An 18,575-nucleotide genomic window follows, 5' to 3' on the forward strand; every position below is an offset into this window, starting at 1 on the left:
CCATCGAGGCAACCGAATGCAAGAACTACTTCGAAAACGCCGGATACGCTTCCGTCAAAACATGAAAGACTCTAGCGGGCTATTTCAGCCAGTCGGGGACCAAATCCAGTCCGATCAGGTCCTCATAGGTCTGGCGCGGCCGCACGACATGGAAGCGGTCGCCGTCGACCAGCACCTCCGGCACCAGAAGCCTGGTGTTATAGGTGCCGGCCTGCACCGCGCCATAGGCGCCGGCTGTCGAAACGGCGATCAGGTCGCCCGCCTTCAGCTTCGGCAAATCGCGATCGAGGCCGATGAAATCGCCCGTCTCGCAGACCGGGCCGACGACGTCGACCTTCATGCGCGGCGTGGAGGCGGGCGGCTGCACCACCGGCCTGATGTCGTGGAAGGCGTCATAGAGCGTCGGCCGGATCAGGTCGTTCATGGCGGCGTCGACGACGAGGAAGTTCTTGGCATCGCCTTCCTTCACGTAGATGACCCCGGACACCAGAATGCCGGCATTGCCGACGATCAGGCGGCCGGGCTCGAACATCACCTTCAGGCCCAGCCTGGTGACGTGCTTCCTGACGATCTCGGCATAGGCGTCGGGCAGCGGCGGGGGGTTGTTGTCGACGCGGTAGGGAATGCCGAGGCCGCCGCCGAGATCGACATGCTCGATCGCATGTCCGTCGGCGCGCAGCACGCCCACCAGTTCGACGAGCAACGCGAAGGCATCGTCGAAAGGCTGCAGCTCGGTGATCTGGCTGCCGATGTGGGTGTCGATGCCGGTCACCTTGATGCCCGGCAATTGCGCGGCACGCGCATAGACCTGCCGCGCGCGCTGCCAGGGAATGCCGAACTTGTTCTCGGCCTTGCCGGTCGAGATCTTCTTGTGCGTTCTGGCATCGACATCAGGATTGATGCGCAGCGAGACCGGCGCCACCTTGCCGAGGGCCACGGCGCGCGCCGACAAAAGCTCCAGCTCAGGCTCGGATTCGACGTTGAAGCAGAGAATGCCGGCATTGAGGGCAAAGTCCATTTCCCGCGCGGTCTTGCCGACGCCGGAAAACAGGATCTTGCTGGCCGGGATGCCGGCGGCCAAAGCGCGGCGCAATTCGCCTTCGGAGACCACGTCGGCGCCTGCGCCCTGCCTGGCCAGCGTCCTCAGCACGGCCTGGTTGGAATTCGCCTTCATGGCGTAGCAGACCAGCGCGTCGAGGCCGGCGAAGGCCTCCTTGAAGACGCGGAAATGCCGGGTCAGCGTCGCCGTCGAATAGCAATAAAAGGGCGTGCCGACCTCAGCTGCGATGTCGGGGATGGCGACGTCCTCGGCATGGAGAACGCCATCGCGGTAATCGAAATGGTTCACGGGTGTTGGTTCCGGAAAGTTGCAGCTCGATGAGATCGGGTCGATCTCACCGGCTCTAGAGCAGGGGATCGAGGATGAATTTCCTGTCCTTGACCGGTTTTTCCGGCTCGGGCGGCACCGGCTGCTTGGCTTTTTCCGCATCCTTGCGCGCCTGCACGGCCGCCTCATAGGGCGTGTCGAGGCCGGTCTTCCTGCCGCAGGCGGTGACGGTGACAACCGCCGCCAGCAGTGCCAGCGTCACCAAAATCCTGCTACGGGTCATCGATCCATCCGTTCGAAACTGTTTCTTGTGCCGCCGCTTTTAGCCGAGTTTTCAGCGCTTTGCATCCCGGCAATTGTTTGATGCATGTCGTTGTCCCAGAACCGCTGCACACTTCTGGGCGACCTGCATTAAGCTTTTGCGAGCCGCTTTTTCCAGTAGCGGACCTGCTTTCGCACTTCCGATGGCGCGGTGCCGCCGAAGCTTGTGCGGCTCTTCACCGAATTCTGCACGGCAAGCACCGAGAAGATATCGTCGGTGATGCCGGAGTGAATGGAGCGCAGGTCGTCCAGCGAGAGCTTTTCCAGGGAGACCTTCTTCTCCTCGGCGAGCGCCACGGCGCGGCCGGTGACATGATGGGCCTCGCGGAAGGGCAGGCCGAGATTGCGCACCAGCCAGTCGGCAAGGTCGGTCGCGGTGGCGTGACCGGCGCCTGCGGCCTTCTTCATGGCGGCGGCGTTGACGGTCATGTCGCGCACCATGCCGGCGGTCGCCGCCAGCATCAGGTCGAGCGTCTCGGCGGCGTCGAAGACCGCTTCCTTGTCCTCCTGCATGTCCTTGCCATAGGTCAGCGGCATGCCCTTCATCACGGTCAGCAGGCCGACGAGATGGCCGTTGACGCGGCCGGTCTTGCCGCGCACCAGCTCGGCGGCGTCCGGGTTCTTCTTCTGCGGCATGATCGAGGAGCCGGTGGAGAAGGAATCCGACAGGCGGATGAAGCCGAATTGCGGCGTCGACCAGATGATGATCTCCTCGGCGAGCCTGGAGAGGTGCGTCGCGCAGATCGCGGCGAGGCTCAGGAACTCGAGCGCGAAATCGCGGTCCGAGACGCTGTCCAGCGAATTGCGCGTCGGCTCGCGGAAACCCAGCGCCTTCGCCGTCATGTAGCGATCGATGGAAAAGCTGGTGCCGGCAAGGGCGGCCGCGCCCAGCGGGCTTTCATCCATGCGCTCGATGGCGTCGTGGACGCGCGAGAGGTCGCGGCCGAACATTTCGACATAGGCCATGCAGTGATGCCCGAAGGTCACCGGCTGCGCCGCCTGCATATGGGTGAAGCCGGGCATGACGGTCGCCGCATGCTCCTCGGCGCGTTCCAGGAACGCGGCGATCAGGTCCTTCAATGCCTGGGCGACGCGCTGGCATTCCTGCTTGACCCAGAGCCTGAGGTCGACCGCCACCTGGTCGTTGCGCGAGCGGGCGGTGTGCAGGCGTCCCGCCGCCGGGCCGATCAGGTCGGCAAGGCGGGCCTCGACATTCATGTGAATGTCTTCGAGCTTCGTCGAGAATTCGAACGTGCCGGCCTCGATCTCTTTCAGAATCGTGTTCAGCCCGTGAGCGATTTTTTCTTGATCGGCCGCCGAAATAATGCCCGTTTCAGCCAACATCTCGCTATGGGCGATCGATCCGTTTATGTCCTGCGCATAGAGCTTGCGGTCGAAGCCGATCGACGCGTTGATCGCTTCCATGATCGCGGCCGGACCCGAGGCAAAACGTCCGCCCCACATCTGGTTGCTGGCCTTCTTGTCGCTCATCGCTATAACCCGTGCTCCGGAGCAGTTTTGAAAATGGCAGACGGCAAGAGATATTTTTTTCCGGCTACGCGCCTCATCCTCGCCGCTTTGGTGGCGGGCGTGCTGGCCGGCGCGGTCGCGGTATATGTCAGCGAGAGCGGTTCTGGCAACAATGCTCCCGAGAAGGCCGTCGCGGCCGCCGGCAAGGACGATGCAGCCTGCGCGGCCAAGGCCGACCGGGCCAAGCAAATCGCCGCCAAGGCCGTCGGCCAGGTCGCGGCGCTGCAGCCGGCCGACCCGCCGCAATCGCTGAAGAGCCTGGCCTTCAACGGCCCGGACGGCAAGCCGATGACAATCGCCGACCATGCCGGCAAGACCGTGCTGCTCAACCTCTGGGCGACATGGTGCGCGCCGTGCCGCGCCGAGATGCCGGCGCTCGACGCGCTGCAAAAGGAAAAGGGCAGCAATGCCTTCGAGGTGATCGCGGTCAATGTCGACACCGGCGACGATACGAAGCCGAAGAAGTTCCTCAAGGAAATCGGCGTCGAGACGCTCGGTTTCTATCGGGACCCGACGATCGCGCTGTTCAACGAGGCAAAGACGCGCGGCCTGGCGCTCGGGCTTCCGGTGACCATGCTGATCGACGCGGATGGTTGCCTGATCGCACATATGAACGGCCCAGCCGAATGGTCGAGCCCCGACGCCAAGCGGCTGGTGGAAGCGGCGCTCGAACCCTAATCGCGACCGCTATCTTACCCGCACCGCAACCACCAGCGCCTCGTGGTCGGCGCTCGGGCTGCCGTCCGGCAACACCGCCGGCAATGTCGCCGGCGCGCTTGCCGCGAGGCCGCGGGTAAAGAACCAGTCGATATGGCCGGCAGGGGTGGCGTCGCCCGCCGTGCGCCGCTGCGTCGGCTTGTCGAACGCGTTGGCGTCGCGCCATTCGTAGCCGCGTTCGGCCATGATGGCGAAGAGGGGCTCGTGACGTTCGGGGCACATCAGCCGGTCCGGCTCGGCATCGATGCGGGCCTGCCATACGGCCGGATCGGCGTGACGCTCTTCATAGGTCGCGGTCAGCGTGTTGAAATCGCCGCCGATCAGGACCGGCGCTTCCGCGTCATATCTGTCGATGGCGTCAAGGAGGTGGCGCGTCTGTTCGGCACGGCCGGCGGGCGCGGTGCGGTTCTCGAGATGCACTGAAACGACGGTGACCCGGCGCTCGCCCACCGCTACCTGGCCGCCGATCGCCATGCGGCCGCCGATCCGGGGCTGGCCGTGCTCCGGCAGGAACCAGGCGCCGGCGGCGTCCAGCCGAACGAGGAAGGGCCGCAGCAACGGGACGGCGCTGGTTATGGCGTTGCCGTGGAAGCCCTCAATGTTCTCCGCGCCGCCATTTGCCGCCTGCTCCGCTTCATTGCCGGTGCCGAGTTCGAGGAACTCGACGCCATAGGCATAGGAATGGCCCAGACGATCGGCAAGCCGGCTCAAAAGATGGCCGTTGCCGGAGCGCGCCATGCCCTTGTCGACTTCCGAAAGCAGCACGACGTGCGGCGCCTGGGCGGCGATCGTAGTGGCGATGGCATCGACATGGCGCAGCCGCTCGACGTTCCAGGCCATGACGGTCAGGCTCTCGCCGGCACTCTCGCGCGACGCCTTGCCGCCGATCTCGATCTCGCCGAGGGCGGGAACGGCGGCAGCGTGGCGCAGATGGGTGGCGCTGTCGCGCGGTCCGTCCCGCATCGCGTTGCGGATGGCGAGAGGCACGTGCGTGAGCTGCGGAACCAGCATGTCTCTTCTCATCCAGTTAGCCGGTTAATCACGGAGGTCTTTTCGCCGCTTGGCGGCGCACTAGCTCTCTAGAGCGCCGATGTGACGTTTTCATGCCGGCGCGACCGCTGCCAGGGGAGGAGAGACTGGCTGTCCACAGGGGCTTCGGGCCCACAACAGAACTGTCACATACCTTCTCTATGAGAGCGGGCAAGGACTTGCGCAAAACCCTGTCACACTGCCACTCAAGAGGGAAAACCATGACGATCATCAAGCGGGGCTTCGCTGCCCTTGCCGCCGGCGTGCTCAGCACCGCGCTTGCGGTTCCTGCTTCTGCCGAGCCGGTCAAATTCGATTTCTGGTTCGGTCTTTCGGGCGACCTCGCCCGCGTCGTCGACACGCTGTGCAAGAACTTCAACGATTCCCAGAACGACTATCAGGTCGTCTGCACCAGCCAGGGCAATTACGACGCCACGCTGCAGAACACGATCGCCGCCTTCCGCGCCGGCAAGCAGCCCACCGTCGTCCAGGTCTATGACGTCGGCACCGCCACCATGATGCTGTCGGGCGCCTACAAGCCCGCCGACAAGCTGATGGAAGAGAACGGCTACAAGATCGACTATAGCGACTATTTCCCCGGCATCGCCCGCTATTACGCGACCTCGAAGGGCGAGATGCTGTCCTTCCCGTTCAACTCGTCAACGGCGCTGATGTACTGGAACAAGGACGCCTTCGCCAAGATCGGCAAGACCGAGGCGCCGAAGACCTGGGAAGACGTCGGCGCCGACCTCAAGGCGCTGAAGGACGCCGGCTATGATTGCCCGATGGCGATCAACATCTCGGCCAACGAGAGCTGGCAGCTGATGGAGCAGTTCTCGGCGCTGCACAACCAGCCGATCGCCACCAAGAACAACGGCTATGACGGTCTCGACGCGCGTCTGGAAGTCAACAAGACGAAGTTCGTCCAGTACGTCACCGACTTGAAGAAGTGGTATGACGCAGGCCTTATCAAGATCAAGTCGAAGGATCTCGGCCAGGATATGGTGCAGGCCTTCGCCACCGGCACCTGCCAGCTCATCCTGACCTCGGTCGGCGACCACGGCACGGTCGGCCGCACCCAGAAGGAAGGCATGAAGTGGGACGTCGCCGAGCTGCCGGTCTACGCCGGCACCGAGCGCAAGAACTCGCTGGTCGGCGGCGCTTCGCTGTGGGTGCTGTCCGGCAAGTCGGACGCCGAATACAAGGGCGCGGCCGCTTTCCTCAACTTCATCCACGATCCCAAGACCGCTTTGTTCTGGTCGACCAACACCGGTTATATTCCGGTGACCAAGTCGGGCTTCGATTTCATGAAGTCAAACGGCTTCTACGACAAGGCACCTTACAAGGGCCGTGAAGTGGCCATCGAGAGCCTGACCGCGTCGGAGCCGACCGAGATCACCCGCGGCATCCGCCTCGGCAACTTCACCCAGATCCGCGCCGAGTTCGGCACGCAGATGCAGGCGATCTTCGCCAACAAGGTCAGCGTCCAGCAAGGCCTCGACACTCTGGTCAAGAATGGCGACGCGATCCTCGAGCGCTTCCAGCAGACCTATCCGGGTAAGACCCTGCCCTGATCCCGGATGTTGGAACGGCCGCCCGTCGGGAATCGACGGGCGGCCATTTCACATCTAGGTTTACGGTGAAGGTGGGCTGACGGTTCAACGGCATCGGCGGATCGATGGAAAAACGCGTCACTTTCGGCAGATGGACGATCGGCATCCTGTTCGCGGTGCCGCAACTTCTTTTGATCTTCACCTTCTTCTACTGGCCGGCCGGCCAGGCGATTTACTGGTCGCTGACGCTGCAGCAGCCCTGGGGCGGCGGCAACATCTGGGTCGGGCTCGACAATTTTCGCTCGATCCTCGCCAATGCCGACTACTGGAATTCCATCACCGCCAGCATGGTCTTCGCCGGCATCAGCACGGGCCTTGCGATGGTCATCGCGCTGGTGCTCGCCGCCTTGACCGACCGGCAGCTTGCCGGCTCATGGCTGTATCGCGTGGTGCTGATCTGGCCCTACGGCATCGCCGCGCCGGCTCTGGCGCTGGCATTTCGTTTCATTCTGGCGCCGGAAGCCGGCTTCATGGCCGTCGTCAACCAGGTCTGGCCGGGCTTCTGGGACCCGGGCCTCGACGGCGCCGACGCGATGGCCTCGATCATCATCGCCTTTTCCTGGAAATATGTCGGCTATAATTTCATCTTCTTCCTCGCAGCCTTCCAGGCGATCCCGCGTTCGCTGATCGAGGCGGCCGCCATGGACGGCTCAGGAGTCATCCGGCGCTTCTGGGACATCCAGTTCCCGCTGATCACGCCGACGATCTTCTTCCTGCTGGTCATCAACATCACCGAGAGTTTTCAGGACTCCTTCGGCATCGTCGACATCATGACCGCAGGCGGACCGGCCAACGCCACCAATCTGATGGTCTACAAGATCTATTCCGACGGCTTCAAAGGCCTCGATTATTCGGGCGCCGCCGCGCAGAGCATCATCCTGATGCTGCTCATCGTCGCGCTGACCATCGTCCAGTTCCGCTTCATCGAGCGGCGCGTGCATTACCGTTGAGGCGGGCCATGGTCGAGCGCACCCCGATCCTCAATTTCTTCACGCATCTGATCCTGTTTGCCGGCTTCGTATTCTGCGTGGCGCCGTTCGTCATCGTAGCGATCGCCGCCTCGCACAATCTGAAGGACGTCAACGACGTGCCGATGTCGCTGCTGCCGGGCAGCGATTTCTGGGTCAACATCAAGACGGCCTGGACGACGGCCGATCTCGGCCCGAAGCTGCTGAACTCCTTCATCATGGCGTTCGGCGTCGCCGCCGGCAAAGTAATCGTGTCGGCGCTGACGGCCTTCTCGATCGTCTATTTCCGCTATCCCGGCCGCACGCTGATCTTCTGGCTGATCTTCATCACGCTGATGCTGCCGCTCGAAGTGCGCATCGTCCCGACATATGCGGTGGTCGCCAACGTGCTGGAGCCCTATCAGACGATCATGGATCTGACGGGACTGTCCTGGCTGATCGAGAAGATATCAGGCGTTCAGGTCCAGCTCAGCCTGGGGTTGCTCAATTCCTATAGCGGCCTGATCCTGCCGCTGGTCGCCACCGCCACCGGCACCTTCCTTTACCGCCAGTTCTTCCTGACCGTGCCGGACGAATTGACCGAGGCCGCGCGCATGGACGGCGCCGGCGCGCTGCGCTTCTTCGTCGATATCCTCCTGCCGCTGTCGCGCAACAACATGGCGGCGCTCGGCACCATCATGTTCCTGTGGGCCTGGAACCAGTATCTGTGGCCGTTGCTCATCACCACGGACCAGTCGCATGCAATGGCGGTGACAGAGCTGAAGCAGCTCATTCCCAATGTCGGCGGGGCGCCGGAATGGCATATCGCCATGGCCGGCACGCTGATCGTCATGCTGCCGCCGCTGATCGTCGTGGTTCTGATGCAGCGCTGGTTCGTGCGCGGCCTCATCGCCACCGAAAAATAAGGAGACAAAAATGGCCTCCATCACCATTCGCGGCGTCAAGAAGAACTACGCCAAGACGCAGGTCGTGCACGGCGTCGACCTCGACTTCGCTTCGGGCAAATTCGTCGTCATCCTCGGGCCGTCGGGTTGCGGCAAGTCCACGCTGCTCAGGATGATCGCCGGGCTGGAAGAGATTTCCGACGGCACGATCGCGATCGACGGCACGGTGGTCAACAAGCTCGAGCCGCGCGAGCGCGGCTGCGCCATGGTGTTCCAGAATTACGCGCTCTACCCGCATATGAGCGTGGCCCAGAACATCGGCTACTCGCTGAAGGTGGCAGGCATTCCCTCGGCCGAACGCGCCCAGCGTGTCCAGGCGGTGGCGCGCGTCCTGGAGCTGGAGCACCTGCTCGACCGCAAGCCGATGGCGCTCTCCGGCGGCCAGCGCCAGCGTGTCGCCATGGGCCGCGCCATGATCCGCGAGCCGAAGGTGTTCCTCTTCGACGAGCCGCTCTCCAACCTCGATGCCAAGCTGCGCGTGCAGATGCGCTCCGAGATCCGCAAGCTGCACCGGCGCCTCAGCGCCACCTCGGTCTTCGTCACGCATGACCAGGTGGAGGCGATGACGCTGGCCGACCGGCTGGTGGTGATGAATGGCGGCCGCGTCGAGCAGGTCGGCACGCCGGCGGAAGTCTACAGCCGGCCGGCAAGCCGCTTCGTGGCGACCTTCGTCGGCGCCCCGGCGATGAACATGCTCGAGGGCACGGTCACGCTGGACGGGCTGTCTCTGCTCGGCGACAGCCGCAGGCTCAACGTGTCGCGCACAGGCCTGCCCGTCGGCGCGAAAGTCGCTGTCGGCATCCGGCCGGAGGCGGTGCGCATGGTGGCGCCGGGCGCGCCCGGAGCGCTCGCGGCGACCGTCGACCTCATCGAGGAGTTGGGCGCCGGCCGCGTCATCTATGTCGATCTCGACGGCGCGCCGTTCTCCATCGTGACGTCGGAGACCGTCCATCCCGAACCGGGCAGCACGGTCGGCCTGCAGTTCGCCGAGACAGACCTACACTTCTTCTCCTCGGAGACAGGCGGCAGGCTCGACGTGTTCAAGGCCTCGGTGCCGGAGCCAGCGCTGTAAGGCGATCGGCGACTTCGCGAAATTCGATTGAGGGTTCACGGAATGAAGATCATCCAGGTGACCGACGTCCATCTCGGCCGTCGGAGCGAAATCCGCTACGGCGCCGATCTGCATGAGCGGCTCGACCGCTGCATCGACCATATCAATGCCCGCCATGGCGACGCGGCTCTTTGCATCTTCACCGGCGACCTGACGGATGCCGGCGAAGCGCAAGCCTATGCCGACCTGAAGGCGGCGCTGAGCCGGCTCATGGTGCCTTACCGACTGCTGCCCGGAAACCACGACCGGCGCGCCAATCTGATCGCCGCCTTTCCGGACAACGGGACCGACGGCAACGGCTTCGTGCAGTCGGTGCTCGACACGCCGGAAGGGCGCTTGGTTTTCCTCGACAGTCTGGCGGAAGGCCGCGTCACCGGCGAGTTGTGCGACAGCCGGCTTGCCTGGCTCGACGCGCGGCTTGGCGAGGCGGCAGCTAAGGCGGCCTATGTCTTCCTGCACCACCCGCCGGTCGAGCTTGGCCTGACGATTCTCGACCCGCTCGGCCTCGAACAGCCGCAGCGGCTGATCGATGTCCTGACGCGCCACGGCAATGTCCGCTACATCTTCTTCGGCCATGTCCACCGCGACATAGCCGGCACCGTCGCCGGTATCCCGTTCTCGGCGCAGCGCGGCCTGCATGCCCGCTTCATGCTCGATCTCATCGGGGATGAGGTTGTCGAGCAGGCACCGCCCGCCTATTCGATCATCCTGATCGAGGGCCAGCGCGTCGTCATCCACAGCCACGATTTCCTGGAGAGCTGGCCGCTGTGGTCGCCGGCGAGCGGGCAGCGCGTGCGGTAGATCACTCGAGCAACAGCGTGGGCGTTCCCAGCCCTTCGACGAGCTTCGCGGATTTCCTGTCGAAGGACACGAAGGTTTCGCCACCGAGCCACTGAGCGTCGAACGCGATCACGCCATCCGCGAAATCGCCGCCGGCATCGAGCACAGCCAGGCCCGCTTCGATCGTTGGTCGGTTGGCTACGACGTTGCGCATATCGAGGATGCGGCGGATCGAGGCGGATATGTCGGGCCGCGCGACCCGGTAACTTCTATCCAGCGCCCAAACAAACTCACAGAGCGCTTGAACGCTGATCGCGACCAACTCGGCCCGTTCCAGGGTCTCGGCTGCGTTCCGTTGCTGCGCTTCGTCGTCCCCGACGACAAGGCGCAACAGCACGTTGGTGTCGAGGCCGATCTTCACTTGCGCTCGATTCCGCGCATCCCGCTCGAAGCGCCGGCGTCGGCGATCGCATCGTTGATCTCATCGATCGAGAGCCGTGCGCCGTTCGTCTTGGTCTTGAGCATCCCGCTCAGCTCTTGCCAGGAGCCCTTGCCCTGGTCGGCTTTCAGCTCCGCCCGCCCGCCGGGTAGAAGATCGAGCCTGATCTTGTCGCCGGGCTGGATGCCGAGGTGCTTGAGCACGTCCTTCCGGAATGTGACCTGACCCCGCGCAGTAACCGTCAGTGTCGTCATGATGTGACCTGCTAGGGCGGTTCACCGTTTGACCGAACAGCGAACCGCCCTATCTCCTTCTTTTGACGCAATTCCTGACGGAAGGCTACGGCGAGGCGCCGAGCCTAACCGTTTCGCACTTTTCCTGGAATTGCTCTGCGCTAAAAATAATGCAGAATTACATTATTTTCAAGGCGGAGATCAAGCAAACACATGCGCCTTGCCGGTGACGGTGAGGCGCACGATCTCGCCGACCGCTGGCGCGTCCATGCCTGTCTTGCGCAGGATGAGCGGGGTGTTGCCGATGGCGGCCGCATCGGGCGGATCGGGGCTGTTGAGGAGCCGTACCGCGACGGTGCAGACCGAGCCGGCGAACTCGCAATCCGTCACTTCGCCGAACAGCATGTCCGGTGTGCCCGACATGCCCTCGCGCGAGGTCCGCTTGAGGAGGATTTGCTCGGGCCGCAGCATGATGCGCGCGACATCGCGTCGTTCCTTTGTGTCGACCGCGATGCGGCCGAGCGGCGACATGGCGAAGCCGTCGGCGATTTTCGCCGGCAGGATGATGGCGTCGCCGAGGAACTCAGCGACCATCCTGTCCCTGGGCTGGAAATAGAGCTCGCGCGGCGTGCCGACCTGTGAGAAAAGGCCGTCACGCATGACCGCCACCTGGCTGGCGAAGGACAGCGCCTCGGCCTGGTCGTGGGTGACCAGGATGGTGGTGATGCCCGCCTCTTCCAGAAGCTCGGCCACCGCCTTGCGCATCGAGGCGCGAAGCCCGGTATCGAGGGCCGAGAACGGCTCGTCGAGCAGCATCAGCCTCGGCTTCATCGCCATGGCGCGGGCGAGCGCGACGCGCTGCTGCTGGCCGCCGGACAGCTCGTGCGGCCGGCGCTTGAGAACCGCCTTGTCCAATCCGACGATGTAGGCAAGCTCGACGATGCGCTCGTTGCGCCTGTCTTCGCTGCGCGCCATGCCGAAACCGATATTGTCGGCGATGCTGAGATGCGGGAAGAGGGCGCCATCCTGGGCGACCACGCCGATGCCGCGGCGATGCGCCGGCACGGCGGCGCCGCCATTGGCCAGCACCTTGCCGTCGAGCGTGATGCGGCCGCGGTCCGGCGCCTCGAAGCCGGCGATCAGCCTGAGTAAGGTGGTCTTGCCGCAACCGGACGGCCCGACGATCGCTGTGCGGCTGCCGCTTTCGACAGCCAAGTCGACGCCGGCGAGCGCCGTCACCGGGCCGTAGCTTTTCGCGACGCCGCTGAGTTCGAGAAAGCTCATCGTCCGGCCATCCGCTTCGACTGGATGTAGAGCCACCAGGTCATCGGCAGCGACATCGCCACCATGATCAGCGCGTAAGGTGCGGCGGAGGCGTAGTCGATCTCGCCGCTGTAGGACCAGAAAGCCATCGCCAGCGTGCGGGTGCCGTTGGGAGCCAGCATCTGAGTGGCGGTGAGCTCGTTGGTGATGCCGAGCGCCACCATGGCCATGCCGGCCGCAGCACCCGGCGCCGACAGGCGGACGGTTGTCGACCACAGCGCCTTGACCGGTGACCGGCCGAGGCTGGAAGCGGCGCGCTCCAGCTCCACCGGCGCCTGTGCGATCGAGGCACGCAGGCTGACCAGCGCGCGCGGCAGGAACATCAGCGCGTAACCGAACAGGATGGTGAACAGCGTCTGGTAGAGCGGCAGCACGACGCGCACGGTGATTGTCACCAGCGCCAGCGCGGTGACCACGCCCGGCAGCGCGCCGACGATATAGTTGCAGCTCTCGAGAAGGCGCTGCAGCGGCCCAGGCGCGCGGATCGAAATCCAGGCCATCGGCATGGCGGCCAGCGTTGCAAGCACCGCGCCGGCAATGGCGAGGAAGAGCGTTTGGCCGAGCGCCAGGCTGATCTCGTCCCAACGCCAAACTTCCGTGCCGCCGGCGAGCAGCCAGCGGCTTACGGTGACGAAGGGCACGCCGAGCGACAGCAGCGCGACGCCGGCCGGCAAAAGCAGGCATGGCAGGGTGGCGCGGCCGAGGCGGGCACGCTGCTGCTTGCGCGCGGCGCCGGAGCCGACGCGGGCATAGCGCTCCTCGCCCCGTATCATCACCTCGAGGGCGAGCAGGAAAAGGCAGCAGACCACCAGCACGGCGGCCAGCATGTTGGCGGCCGGACCGTTGAAGGTCGACTGGAATTGGTCGACGATCGCGGTCGTGAACGTGTCGAAACGGATGAAGACATAGAGGCCGTATTCGGCCAAGAGATGCAGGCCGACCAGCAGCGAGCCGCCGCAGATGGCGAGCCTCAGCTGCGGCAGCACGACGCGCGCGAAAACCCGCCATGGGCCAAGGCCAAGCGCCGCGGCCGCATCTTCCAGCGCCGGATCGAGCCGGCGCAGCGCGGCGGCGATCGGCAGATAGAGGAACGGGAAATAGGCGATGACGGAGACCAGCACGCCGGCCCAGAGCCCGTGCAGGCCCGGAACGAAGCTGATCCAGGCATAGGAGTGCACGAAAGCGGGGATGGCGAGCGGCGCGACCGACAGCCAGGACCACCAGCGGTTGCCCGGCAGGTCGCTGCGCTCTGTCAGCCAGGCCAGCGCCACCGAGAGCACGATGGCGATCGGCACCGTGACGACGACGAGGAGCACGGTGTTGACCAGCAATTCGCCGACGCGCGGGCGGAAGATCAGCGCCACCACGGTGTCCCAGCCGGTCTGGATCGCGATCCAGACCATGAAGGCGAGCGGCAGCAGCGCAACGAGCGAGATGAGAGCCGCTGCGAGCGTGATCCATGAGGTAGGCCGGCGCTCCTTCATCCGGGCCGCAGGCAGTCTTGCCGGCGTCATGTCGATCGCCGACTGCATCAGGCAGGCCGCTGGGTCGCCTCTGCCTGCCGGCGGAAGCGGTGCGATGTGCCACTCAGGCGGGTCGAAGCGCGGTCGACTGTCATCGACGGGGCGATCTCCAAACAAAAACGCTCCCGCGGAAGGCGAATTGCCGCGGGAGCACGGTCGTTCGCCCTTTTAGGACGAACGGGAACTAAAGCAAGCCGGCTTGCGTCATCAACTCGATGACCTTCTTGGAATTCAATTTCGCCGGATCGACTTTCGGCGCCTGCAGATCGGCCAGGGGCACCAGCTTGGGGTTGGACAGGGCATCCTTGCCGACCGCATATTCATAGGACGTTCCGGTCTTCAGCACGTCCTGGCCGCCCTTGCCGGTCACCCACTTCAGGAACGCCTGGGCTTCCTTCGGGTGCTTGCTCGACGCCAGCACGCCGCCGCCGGAGATCGACACGAAGGCGCCCGGATCCTGGTTCTTGAAATAATGCAGGGCGACATTCCGGCTGTTTTCGCCGGTCTTGGCCTGATCGCCGAAATAGTAATAGTGATAGATCACGCCGCCATCGATCTCGCCGGCATTGACGGCCTTCATCACCGTCGAGTTGCCCTTATAGGCGATGAAGTTCTCCTTCATCGCCTTCAGCCAGTCGGCGGTGGCGGCTTCGCCCTTGAGCTCGAGCAGCGCGCTGACGATGGCCTGGAAGTCGGCGCCGGACGGCGAGGCCGCCCAGCGGCCCTTCCAGCTCGGGTCGGCGAGATCGAGCAGCGACTTCGGCAGCTGGTCTTCCTTCAGCTTGTCCTTGTTGTAGGCAAAGACGGTGCTGCGGGCGGCGACGCCGACCCATTTGCCAGTCGACGGCTGGTATTCCTGCGGGACCTGGGCGAGGGTCTCGGCATCGACCGGCGCGAACAGGCCGGCCGCCTCGACCAGCGCCATGGCCGGCGAGTTCTCGGTCAGGAAGACGTCGGCCGGCGAGGCCGCGCCCTCGGCGACGATCTGGTTGGAGAAGTCGCTGTCGCCGCCGTTGCGCAGCGTCACCTTGATGCCGGTTTCCTTGGTGAACCCCTTCGCCCATTCCTTGGCCAGGCTCTCATGCTGGGCATTGTAGACGATGATGCCTTGATCCTCGGCCATGGCCGGGCCGGCGACCAGGCCGAGCGCCAGCGCGGCGCCGGCAAGTGTGGAAAGGGCAATTTTCATGGGTATCGTCCTTAAAACTGGAGACAAGGGTTCGGGCACGGCTGCACCTATCAATACATGAGTGTTGCGGTCAACATTGTGACCCTGCTTCAATCGGTCGCTGCGCCGCAAACTTTCGTGATTTTGCGGCAGTTTGGCTTGGACATTATTTGGCCGGCCACGTAACAAACCAGGGCCGAGACGCGAACATTGGGGGTAAACTCTTGTGACCGGCAAGGACGAGGCCGAGCTTTCCCGGCTGCTCAGGGCCGCGATCGCGGGAGACGAAAGGGCTTATGCCGACTTTCTGCACCGCATCGCCGCCCTCGTTCGCGGTTTTGTTCGGCGCAAGATCGTTCAGGGCGGGGTCGATCCCGAGGATATCGTGCAGGAAACCTTGCTGGCCATTCATGTCAAACGCCACACCTGGCGGCCTGACGCGCCGGTGCTGCCCTGGGTCTATGCGATCGCCCGCTTCAAGCTGATCGACGCGTTCCGCCGTCGCGGGCGGCGCATTGAGGTAGAGATCGACGAGATCGCCGAAACCTTCGCCGAGCCGGAGACGGAAACGGTGAGCGAGCGCGACATCAACCGGGCGCTCGACGGGCTGCCGCCGGCGCAACGCTCCGTGGTGTCATCGATCTCGGTCGACGGGCAGTCGATCGGCGAGACGGCGGCGAAGCTCGGCATCAGCGAGACGGCGGTGCGCGTGTCGCTGCATCGCGGCCTCGCCGCGATCGCCAAACGGTTTGGACGAACAGCAACATGAGGACAGAGGATCTCATCAAGGCGCTCGACGCCGATGCCCGCGACAAGGCAATGCCGCTCGGCAAGGCCTGGTGGCTGGCGGTCGGCGTGGCCGTGGTGATCGCGGGGGCGGTCTTCTTTGCGACCATTGGGCCGCGTCCCGACATCATGCCGGCCATGCACACGATGCGCTTCATGTCGAAATTCGTGTTCACGCTGGTGCTCGCGGCCAGCGCCTTCGCGCTGATCCGAGCGCTGTCGGTGCCGGGTGCCTCGACCAGTCGGGCGATGGCCTGGATGATCGCCGCGCCGCTTCTGGTGGTGCTGGCGGTGGTTCTGGAGCTTTTCGTCGTGCCCGAGGCCGATTGGGGCAAGCGGCTTATCGGCTCGAACATGATGATCTGCATGAGCTTCATCCCGCTGATCGGCATTGGTCCGCTGGCTATCTTCCTCGGCATGCTGCGTTATGGCGCGCCGACGCGGCCGGTGTTCGCGGGCGCGGTGGCCGGCCTGCTCGCGGGCGGGCTCGCGGCAACCTTTTATGCCGCGCATTGCTTCGACGATTCGCCGCTCTTCGTCGCCACCTGGTATACGATCGCGATCGCCTTCCTGACGCTGCTCGGCGCGCTTGGTGGGCGGTTTTTCGTCCGCTGGTAGGATTGCACACCGATCCTTCGGTACAGTTTTGAAACAGTACCTTAATCATACCGGCAATCGTTTGCCGGTTATCGGACCGGCCGCTGCCGCTCACGCAACCATTCCTTAAAATCGATCCGCCAGGGTGTGGCAACGCGCAGTCGCGCATTGGGTGGGATCGCATTGTGGCGTGGTGGTTGAGTTGGAAAGGTCGGCGGGCCGGCAAGCGCGCTGTGCCCGTCTTGATGACAGCAGGACTCATTGCCCTGACTGCATCGATCCTGTTGCCGGCGCTGGAACTCGACCCGGACGCGTTGAAGGTCTGCCTGCAGATATCCGTCGCCGTCGCGGCCGTCACGCTGTTTGTCTCGGCGCTGTTCATCCGCAAGATCATCGACGACCGCCGGCAGATTGCCGAGAGCGAGCAACGCTTCCGCCGGGCCATGGAGGATTCGGCGATCGGCGTCACCATTGTCGGCCTCGACGGCCGCATCCTGCAGGCCAACCCCGCCTTCGCCGACATGCTGGGATATACCCGCGTGGAAATCGAGGCGCTGACCTTCTTCCAGATCACGCATCCCGACGATCTGCAGATCGGCCGCGAGACGATGACGAGCCTGAAGGAAGGCAAGATCCATTCCTTCCATTTCGAGAAGCGCTATCTGCGCAAGGACGGCACCCCGGTCTGGGCGCAGCTCGCCGGCTCGGTCATCCGTGAAGAGGAGACAGGTCGTCCGCTCTATCTGGTGTCGCAGATCGAGGACATCGATGCGCGCAAGCAGGCCGAAGCGCGCATCGCCGAGGCAGAGGACCGGTGGAATTTCGCGCTCACCAGTGCCGGACAGGGTATCTGGAGCCTCGATATGCGCAAGGGCGGCACCACCTATTCCGAAACCTGGGTGAAGATGCTGGGCTATGCCGATGGCGAGCTCGACGGCCACCCCGATCGCTGGCTGACCATGATCCATCCCGACGATCAGGAACGCGTCGCCGAGGCGGATCGCGCGCATCTTGCCGGCGAGACGCCCTTTTTCGAGGCCGAGTTCCGGATGCGGCACAAGGACGGGCACTGGGTCTGGATCCTCGACCGCGGCAAGGCGATCGAGCGCGACGGTGAGGGCCGGCTGATCCGGGCAATCGGCAGCCTGACCGATATCACGGAACGCAAGGAGGCTGAGGCGCGGCTGATGGTTTCGGCGGCGCTGCTGAATGACGAGAAGGAGCGCCTCAGAGTGACGCTGCACTCGATCGGCGACGCCGTGATCTGCACCGATGCCGCCAACCGCATCACCTTCATGAACCCGATCGCGGAAAAGCTCACCGGCGTTGAGGTCGGCGAGGCGCTGGGAAAGGTGCTCGGCCATGTCTATTGGGCGGTCGACGAGGAAAGCGGGCACAGAATCGGGCTGACGCGTCCTTCGGCGGGCGAGCAGCCGCACTGCGACCAGAACACGCGCGCTGTCCTTGTCCGGCGCGACGACACGCGCTGCAGCATCCGCCAGGTGGTGTCGCCGATCATGAACGACCGCCACGAGTTCTGCGGCCTCGTCATCGTCTTCCAGGATTTCAGCGACGCGCGCGCCCTGCAGCGCCAGCTGGCCTATGCCGCCGCCCACGACGCGCTGACCGGGCTCGCCAATCGCTCGAGCTTCATCCGCACCATGGAGGACCTGGTCGACCAGTGCCGCCTCAATGGCGGCGAGCATCAGTTCATGTTCGTCGATCTCGATCACTTCAAGGCGGTCAACGACACCGGCGGCCATGCCGCGGGCGATGCGCTGCTCAAGCGCGTGGCCGACACGTTGCGCAGCGTGCTCGGTGCGGAAGACATCGTCGCCAGGCTCGGCGGCGACGAATTCGCCGTCATCCTCAAATCGGGCGCCGCGGAGCGCGGGCCGAGCGCGGCGCGCTCGATCATCGATACCATCCGCAACCTCGACTTCAGCTGGGACGGGCGCCTGCATTCGATCGGCGCCAGCATCGGGCTCGCGCCGATCCGCGCCGGCTGCGGCGAGGTGGACGAGATCATCGCCCGCGCCGACGCCGCCTGCTACGCCGCCAAGGCCGCCGGCCGCGGCTGCGTTTCTGCCGCGCCCGACGAAGCTTCGAAAGATTTGGCACCACTGCCGCTCGCCGCGGCGTCTTGAGCCACGTCGAAAGGGTTCA

Annotated in this window: 18 protein-coding genes; 9 read left to right on the top strand and 9 right to left on the bottom strand. The window is 64.6% G+C overall.

Annotated features, from left to right (window positions below; genetic code table 11):
- Positions 1–79: 79 nt before the first annotated feature.
- The 3 genes from lysA to argH form a co-directional block, all read right to left on the bottom strand.
- Entirely contained in the window at positions 80–1,348 is a 1,269-nt protein-coding gene (gene lysA / locus LB565_RS24675) for a diaminopimelate decarboxylase (RefSeq protein ID WP_224588524.1), read from the bottom strand.
- A 55-nt stretch (positions 1,349–1,403) separates the two neighbouring features.
- A complete protein-coding gene (locus tag LB565_RS24680; RefSeq protein ID WP_040989264.1) occupies positions 1,404–1,610 on the bottom strand; it encodes a lipoprotein in 207 nt (68 codons plus the stop codon).
- 128 nt (positions 1,611–1,738) lie between these two features.
- Complete coding sequence (gene argH, locus LB565_RS24685; RefSeq protein ID WP_224588525.1) at positions 1,739–3,139, bottom strand: argininosuccinate lyase; 1,401 nt, start codon at positions 3,137–3,139, stop codon at positions 1,739–1,741.
- Between the two features lie 33 nt (positions 3,140–3,172).
- Here argH and tlpA point away from each other — a divergent pair, with 33 nt between their 5' ends.
- On the top strand, positions 3,173–3,856 hold the full coding sequence (gene tlpA, locus LB565_RS24690; RefSeq protein ID WP_224588526.1) for a thiol:disulfide interchange protein TlpA: 684 nt from the start codon (positions 3,173–3,175) through the stop codon (positions 3,854–3,856).
- 9 nt (positions 3,857–3,865) lie between these two features.
- On the opposite strand, the gene LB565_RS24695 is transcribed toward tlpA, so the two are convergent.
- Positions 3,866–4,906, bottom strand: coding sequence for an endonuclease/exonuclease/phosphatase family protein (locus LB565_RS24695; RefSeq protein WP_224588527.1), 1,041 nt, complete (start codon positions 4,904–4,906; stop codon positions 3,866–3,868).
- 239 nt (positions 4,907–5,145) lie between these two features.
- Between LB565_RS24695 and LB565_RS24700 the strand changes: the two genes are divergently transcribed.
- The 5 genes from LB565_RS24700 (at position 5,146) to LB565_RS24720 (ending at position 10,361) form a co-directional block, all read left to right on the top strand.
- A complete protein-coding gene (locus LB565_RS24700) occupies positions 5,146–6,498 on the top strand; it encodes an extracellular solute-binding protein (RefSeq protein ID WP_224588528.1) in 1,353 nt (450 codons plus the stop codon).
- A gap of 104 nt (positions 6,499–6,602) precedes the next feature.
- Positions 6,603–7,487 carry a carbohydrate ABC transporter permease gene (locus LB565_RS24705; RefSeq protein WP_224588529.1) on the top strand — a complete coding sequence of 295 codons (885 nt, stop codon included), beginning with the start codon at positions 6,603–6,605 and terminating at the stop codon, positions 7,485–7,487.
- A gap of 8 nt (positions 7,488–7,495) precedes the next feature.
- On the top strand, positions 7,496–8,410 hold the full coding sequence (locus LB565_RS24710; RefSeq protein ID WP_224588530.1) for an ABC transporter permease subunit: 915 nt from the start codon (positions 7,496–7,498) through the stop codon (positions 8,408–8,410).
- Between the two features lie 10 nt (positions 8,411–8,420).
- Positions 8,421–9,521: a sn-glycerol-3-phosphate ABC transporter ATP-binding protein UgpC gene (ugpC, locus tag LB565_RS24715; protein ID WP_224588531.1), complete on the top strand. Its 1,101-nt coding sequence runs from the start codon at positions 8,421–8,423 to the stop codon at positions 9,519–9,521.
- A gap of 42 nt (positions 9,522–9,563) precedes the next feature.
- On the top strand, positions 9,564–10,361 hold the full coding sequence (locus LB565_RS24720; RefSeq protein WP_224588533.1) for a phosphodiesterase: 798 nt from the start codon (positions 9,564–9,566) through the stop codon (positions 10,359–10,361).
- Between the two features lies 1 nt (position 10,362).
- Here the strand turns inward: LB565_RS24720 and LB565_RS24725 are convergent, their stop codons facing one another.
- The 5 genes from LB565_RS24725 to LB565_RS24745 form a co-directional block, all read right to left on the bottom strand.
- Positions 10,363–10,761, bottom strand: coding sequence for a type II toxin-antitoxin system VapC family toxin (locus LB565_RS24725; RefSeq protein WP_224588534.1), 399 nt, complete (start codon positions 10,759–10,761; stop codon positions 10,363–10,365).
- Complete coding sequence (locus LB565_RS24730) at positions 10,758–11,033, bottom strand: AbrB/MazE/SpoVT family DNA-binding domain-containing protein (protein ID WP_224588536.1); 276 nt, start codon at positions 11,031–11,033, stop codon at positions 10,758–10,760. Before LB565_RS24730 ends, LB565_RS24725 begins: the two co-directional genes overlap by 4 nt.
- 180 nt (positions 11,034–11,213) lie before the next feature.
- Positions 11,214–12,296, bottom strand: a complete 1,083-nt coding sequence (locus LB565_RS24735) for an ABC transporter ATP-binding protein (RefSeq protein ID WP_224516613.1) — start codon at positions 12,294–12,296, stop codon at positions 11,214–11,216.
- Entirely contained in the window at positions 12,293–13,867 is a 1,575-nt protein-coding gene (locus LB565_RS24740) for an ABC transporter permease (RefSeq protein WP_224588538.1), read from the bottom strand. Before LB565_RS24740 ends, LB565_RS24735 begins: the two co-directional genes overlap by 4 nt.
- Positions 13,868–14,042: 175 nt before the next feature.
- Positions 14,043–15,047: an iron ABC transporter substrate-binding protein gene (locus tag LB565_RS24745; protein ID WP_224588540.1), complete on the bottom strand. Its 1,005-nt coding sequence runs from the start codon at positions 15,045–15,047 to the stop codon at positions 14,043–14,045.
- Positions 15,048–15,252: 205 nt separating this feature from the next.
- On the opposite strand from LB565_RS24745, the gene LB565_RS24750 reads away from it, so the two are divergent.
- The 3 genes from LB565_RS24750 (at position 15,253) to LB565_RS24760 (ending at position 18,556) form a co-directional block, all read left to right on the top strand.
- The gene (locus tag LB565_RS24750) at positions 15,253–15,795 is read left to right on the top strand and encodes a sigma-70 family RNA polymerase sigma factor (protein ID WP_224588541.1); all 543 of its coding nucleotides are present in this window, start codon (positions 15,253–15,255) and stop codon (positions 15,793–15,795) included.
- Entirely contained in the window at positions 15,792–16,430 is a 639-nt protein-coding gene (locus tag LB565_RS24755; RefSeq protein WP_224588543.1) for an NrsF family protein, read from the top strand. Before LB565_RS24750 ends, LB565_RS24755 begins: the two co-directional genes overlap by 4 nt.
- Positions 16,431–16,654: 224 nt before the next feature.
- Positions 16,655–18,556: a PAS domain S-box protein gene (locus LB565_RS24760; protein WP_224588545.1), complete on the top strand. Its 1,902-nt coding sequence runs from the start codon at positions 16,655–16,657 to the stop codon at positions 18,554–18,556.
- Positions 18,557–18,575: the final 19 nt, after the last annotated feature.

Source organism: Mesorhizobium sp. CA14 (assembly GCF_020165195.1).
In the GTDB taxonomy this organism is placed as follows: Bacteria; Pseudomonadota; Alphaproteobacteria; order Rhizobiales; family Rhizobiaceae; genus Mesorhizobium.

What these genes read in the sequence shown, in the direction of transcription:
- LB565_RS24680 (WP_040989264.1), bottom strand. Translation starts at nt 1,610, where the DNA reads ATGACCCGTAGCAGGATTTTGGTGACGCTGGCACTGCTGGCGGCGGTT.
- argH (WP_224588525.1), bottom strand. Translation starts at nt 3,139, where the DNA reads ATGAGCGACAAGAAGGCCAGCAACCAGATGTGGGGCGGACGTTTTGCC.
- tlpA (WP_224588526.1), top strand. Translation starts at nt 3,173, where the DNA reads ATGGCAGACGGCAAGAGATATTTTTTTCCGGCTACGCGCCTCATCCTC.
- LB565_RS24695 (WP_224588527.1), bottom strand. Translation starts at nt 4,906, where the DNA reads ATGCTGGTTCCGCAGCTCACGCACGTGCCTCTCGCCATCCGCAACGCG.
- LB565_RS24700 (WP_224588528.1), top strand. Translation starts at nt 5,146, where the DNA reads ATGACGATCATCAAGCGGGGCTTCGCTGCCCTTGCCGCCGGCGTGCTC.
- LB565_RS24705 (WP_224588529.1), top strand. Translation starts at nt 6,603, where the DNA reads ATGGAAAAACGCGTCACTTTCGGCAGATGGACGATCGGCATCCTGTTC.
- LB565_RS24710 (WP_224588530.1), top strand. Translation starts at nt 7,496, where the DNA reads ATGGTCGAGCGCACCCCGATCCTCAATTTCTTCACGCATCTGATCCTG.
- ugpC (WP_224588531.1), top strand. Translation starts at nt 8,421, where the DNA reads ATGGCCTCCATCACCATTCGCGGCGTCAAGAAGAACTACGCCAAGACG.
- LB565_RS24720 (WP_224588533.1), top strand. Translation starts at nt 9,564, where the DNA reads ATGAAGATCATCCAGGTGACCGACGTCCATCTCGGCCGTCGGAGCGAA.
- LB565_RS24730 (WP_224588536.1), bottom strand. Translation starts at nt 11,033, where the DNA reads ATGACGACACTGACGGTTACTGCGCGGGGTCAGGTCACATTCCGGAAG.
- LB565_RS24735 (WP_224516613.1), bottom strand. Translation starts at nt 12,296, where the DNA reads ATGAGCTTTCTCGAACTCAGCGGCGTCGCGAAAAGCTACGGCCCGGTG.
- LB565_RS24740 (WP_224588538.1), bottom strand. Translation starts at nt 13,867, where the DNA reads ATGCAGTCGGCGATCGACATGACGCCGGCAAGACTGCCTGCGGCCCGG.
- LB565_RS24745 (WP_224588540.1), bottom strand. Translation starts at nt 15,047, where the DNA reads ATGAAAATTGCCCTTTCCACACTTGCCGGCGCCGCGCTGGCGCTCGGC.
- LB565_RS24755 (WP_224588543.1), top strand. Translation starts at nt 15,792, where the DNA reads ATGAGGACAGAGGATCTCATCAAGGCGCTCGACGCCGATGCCCGCGAC.
- LB565_RS24760 (WP_224588545.1), top strand. Translation starts at nt 16,655, where the DNA reads ATGACAGCAGGACTCATTGCCCTGACTGCATCGATCCTGTTGCCGGCG.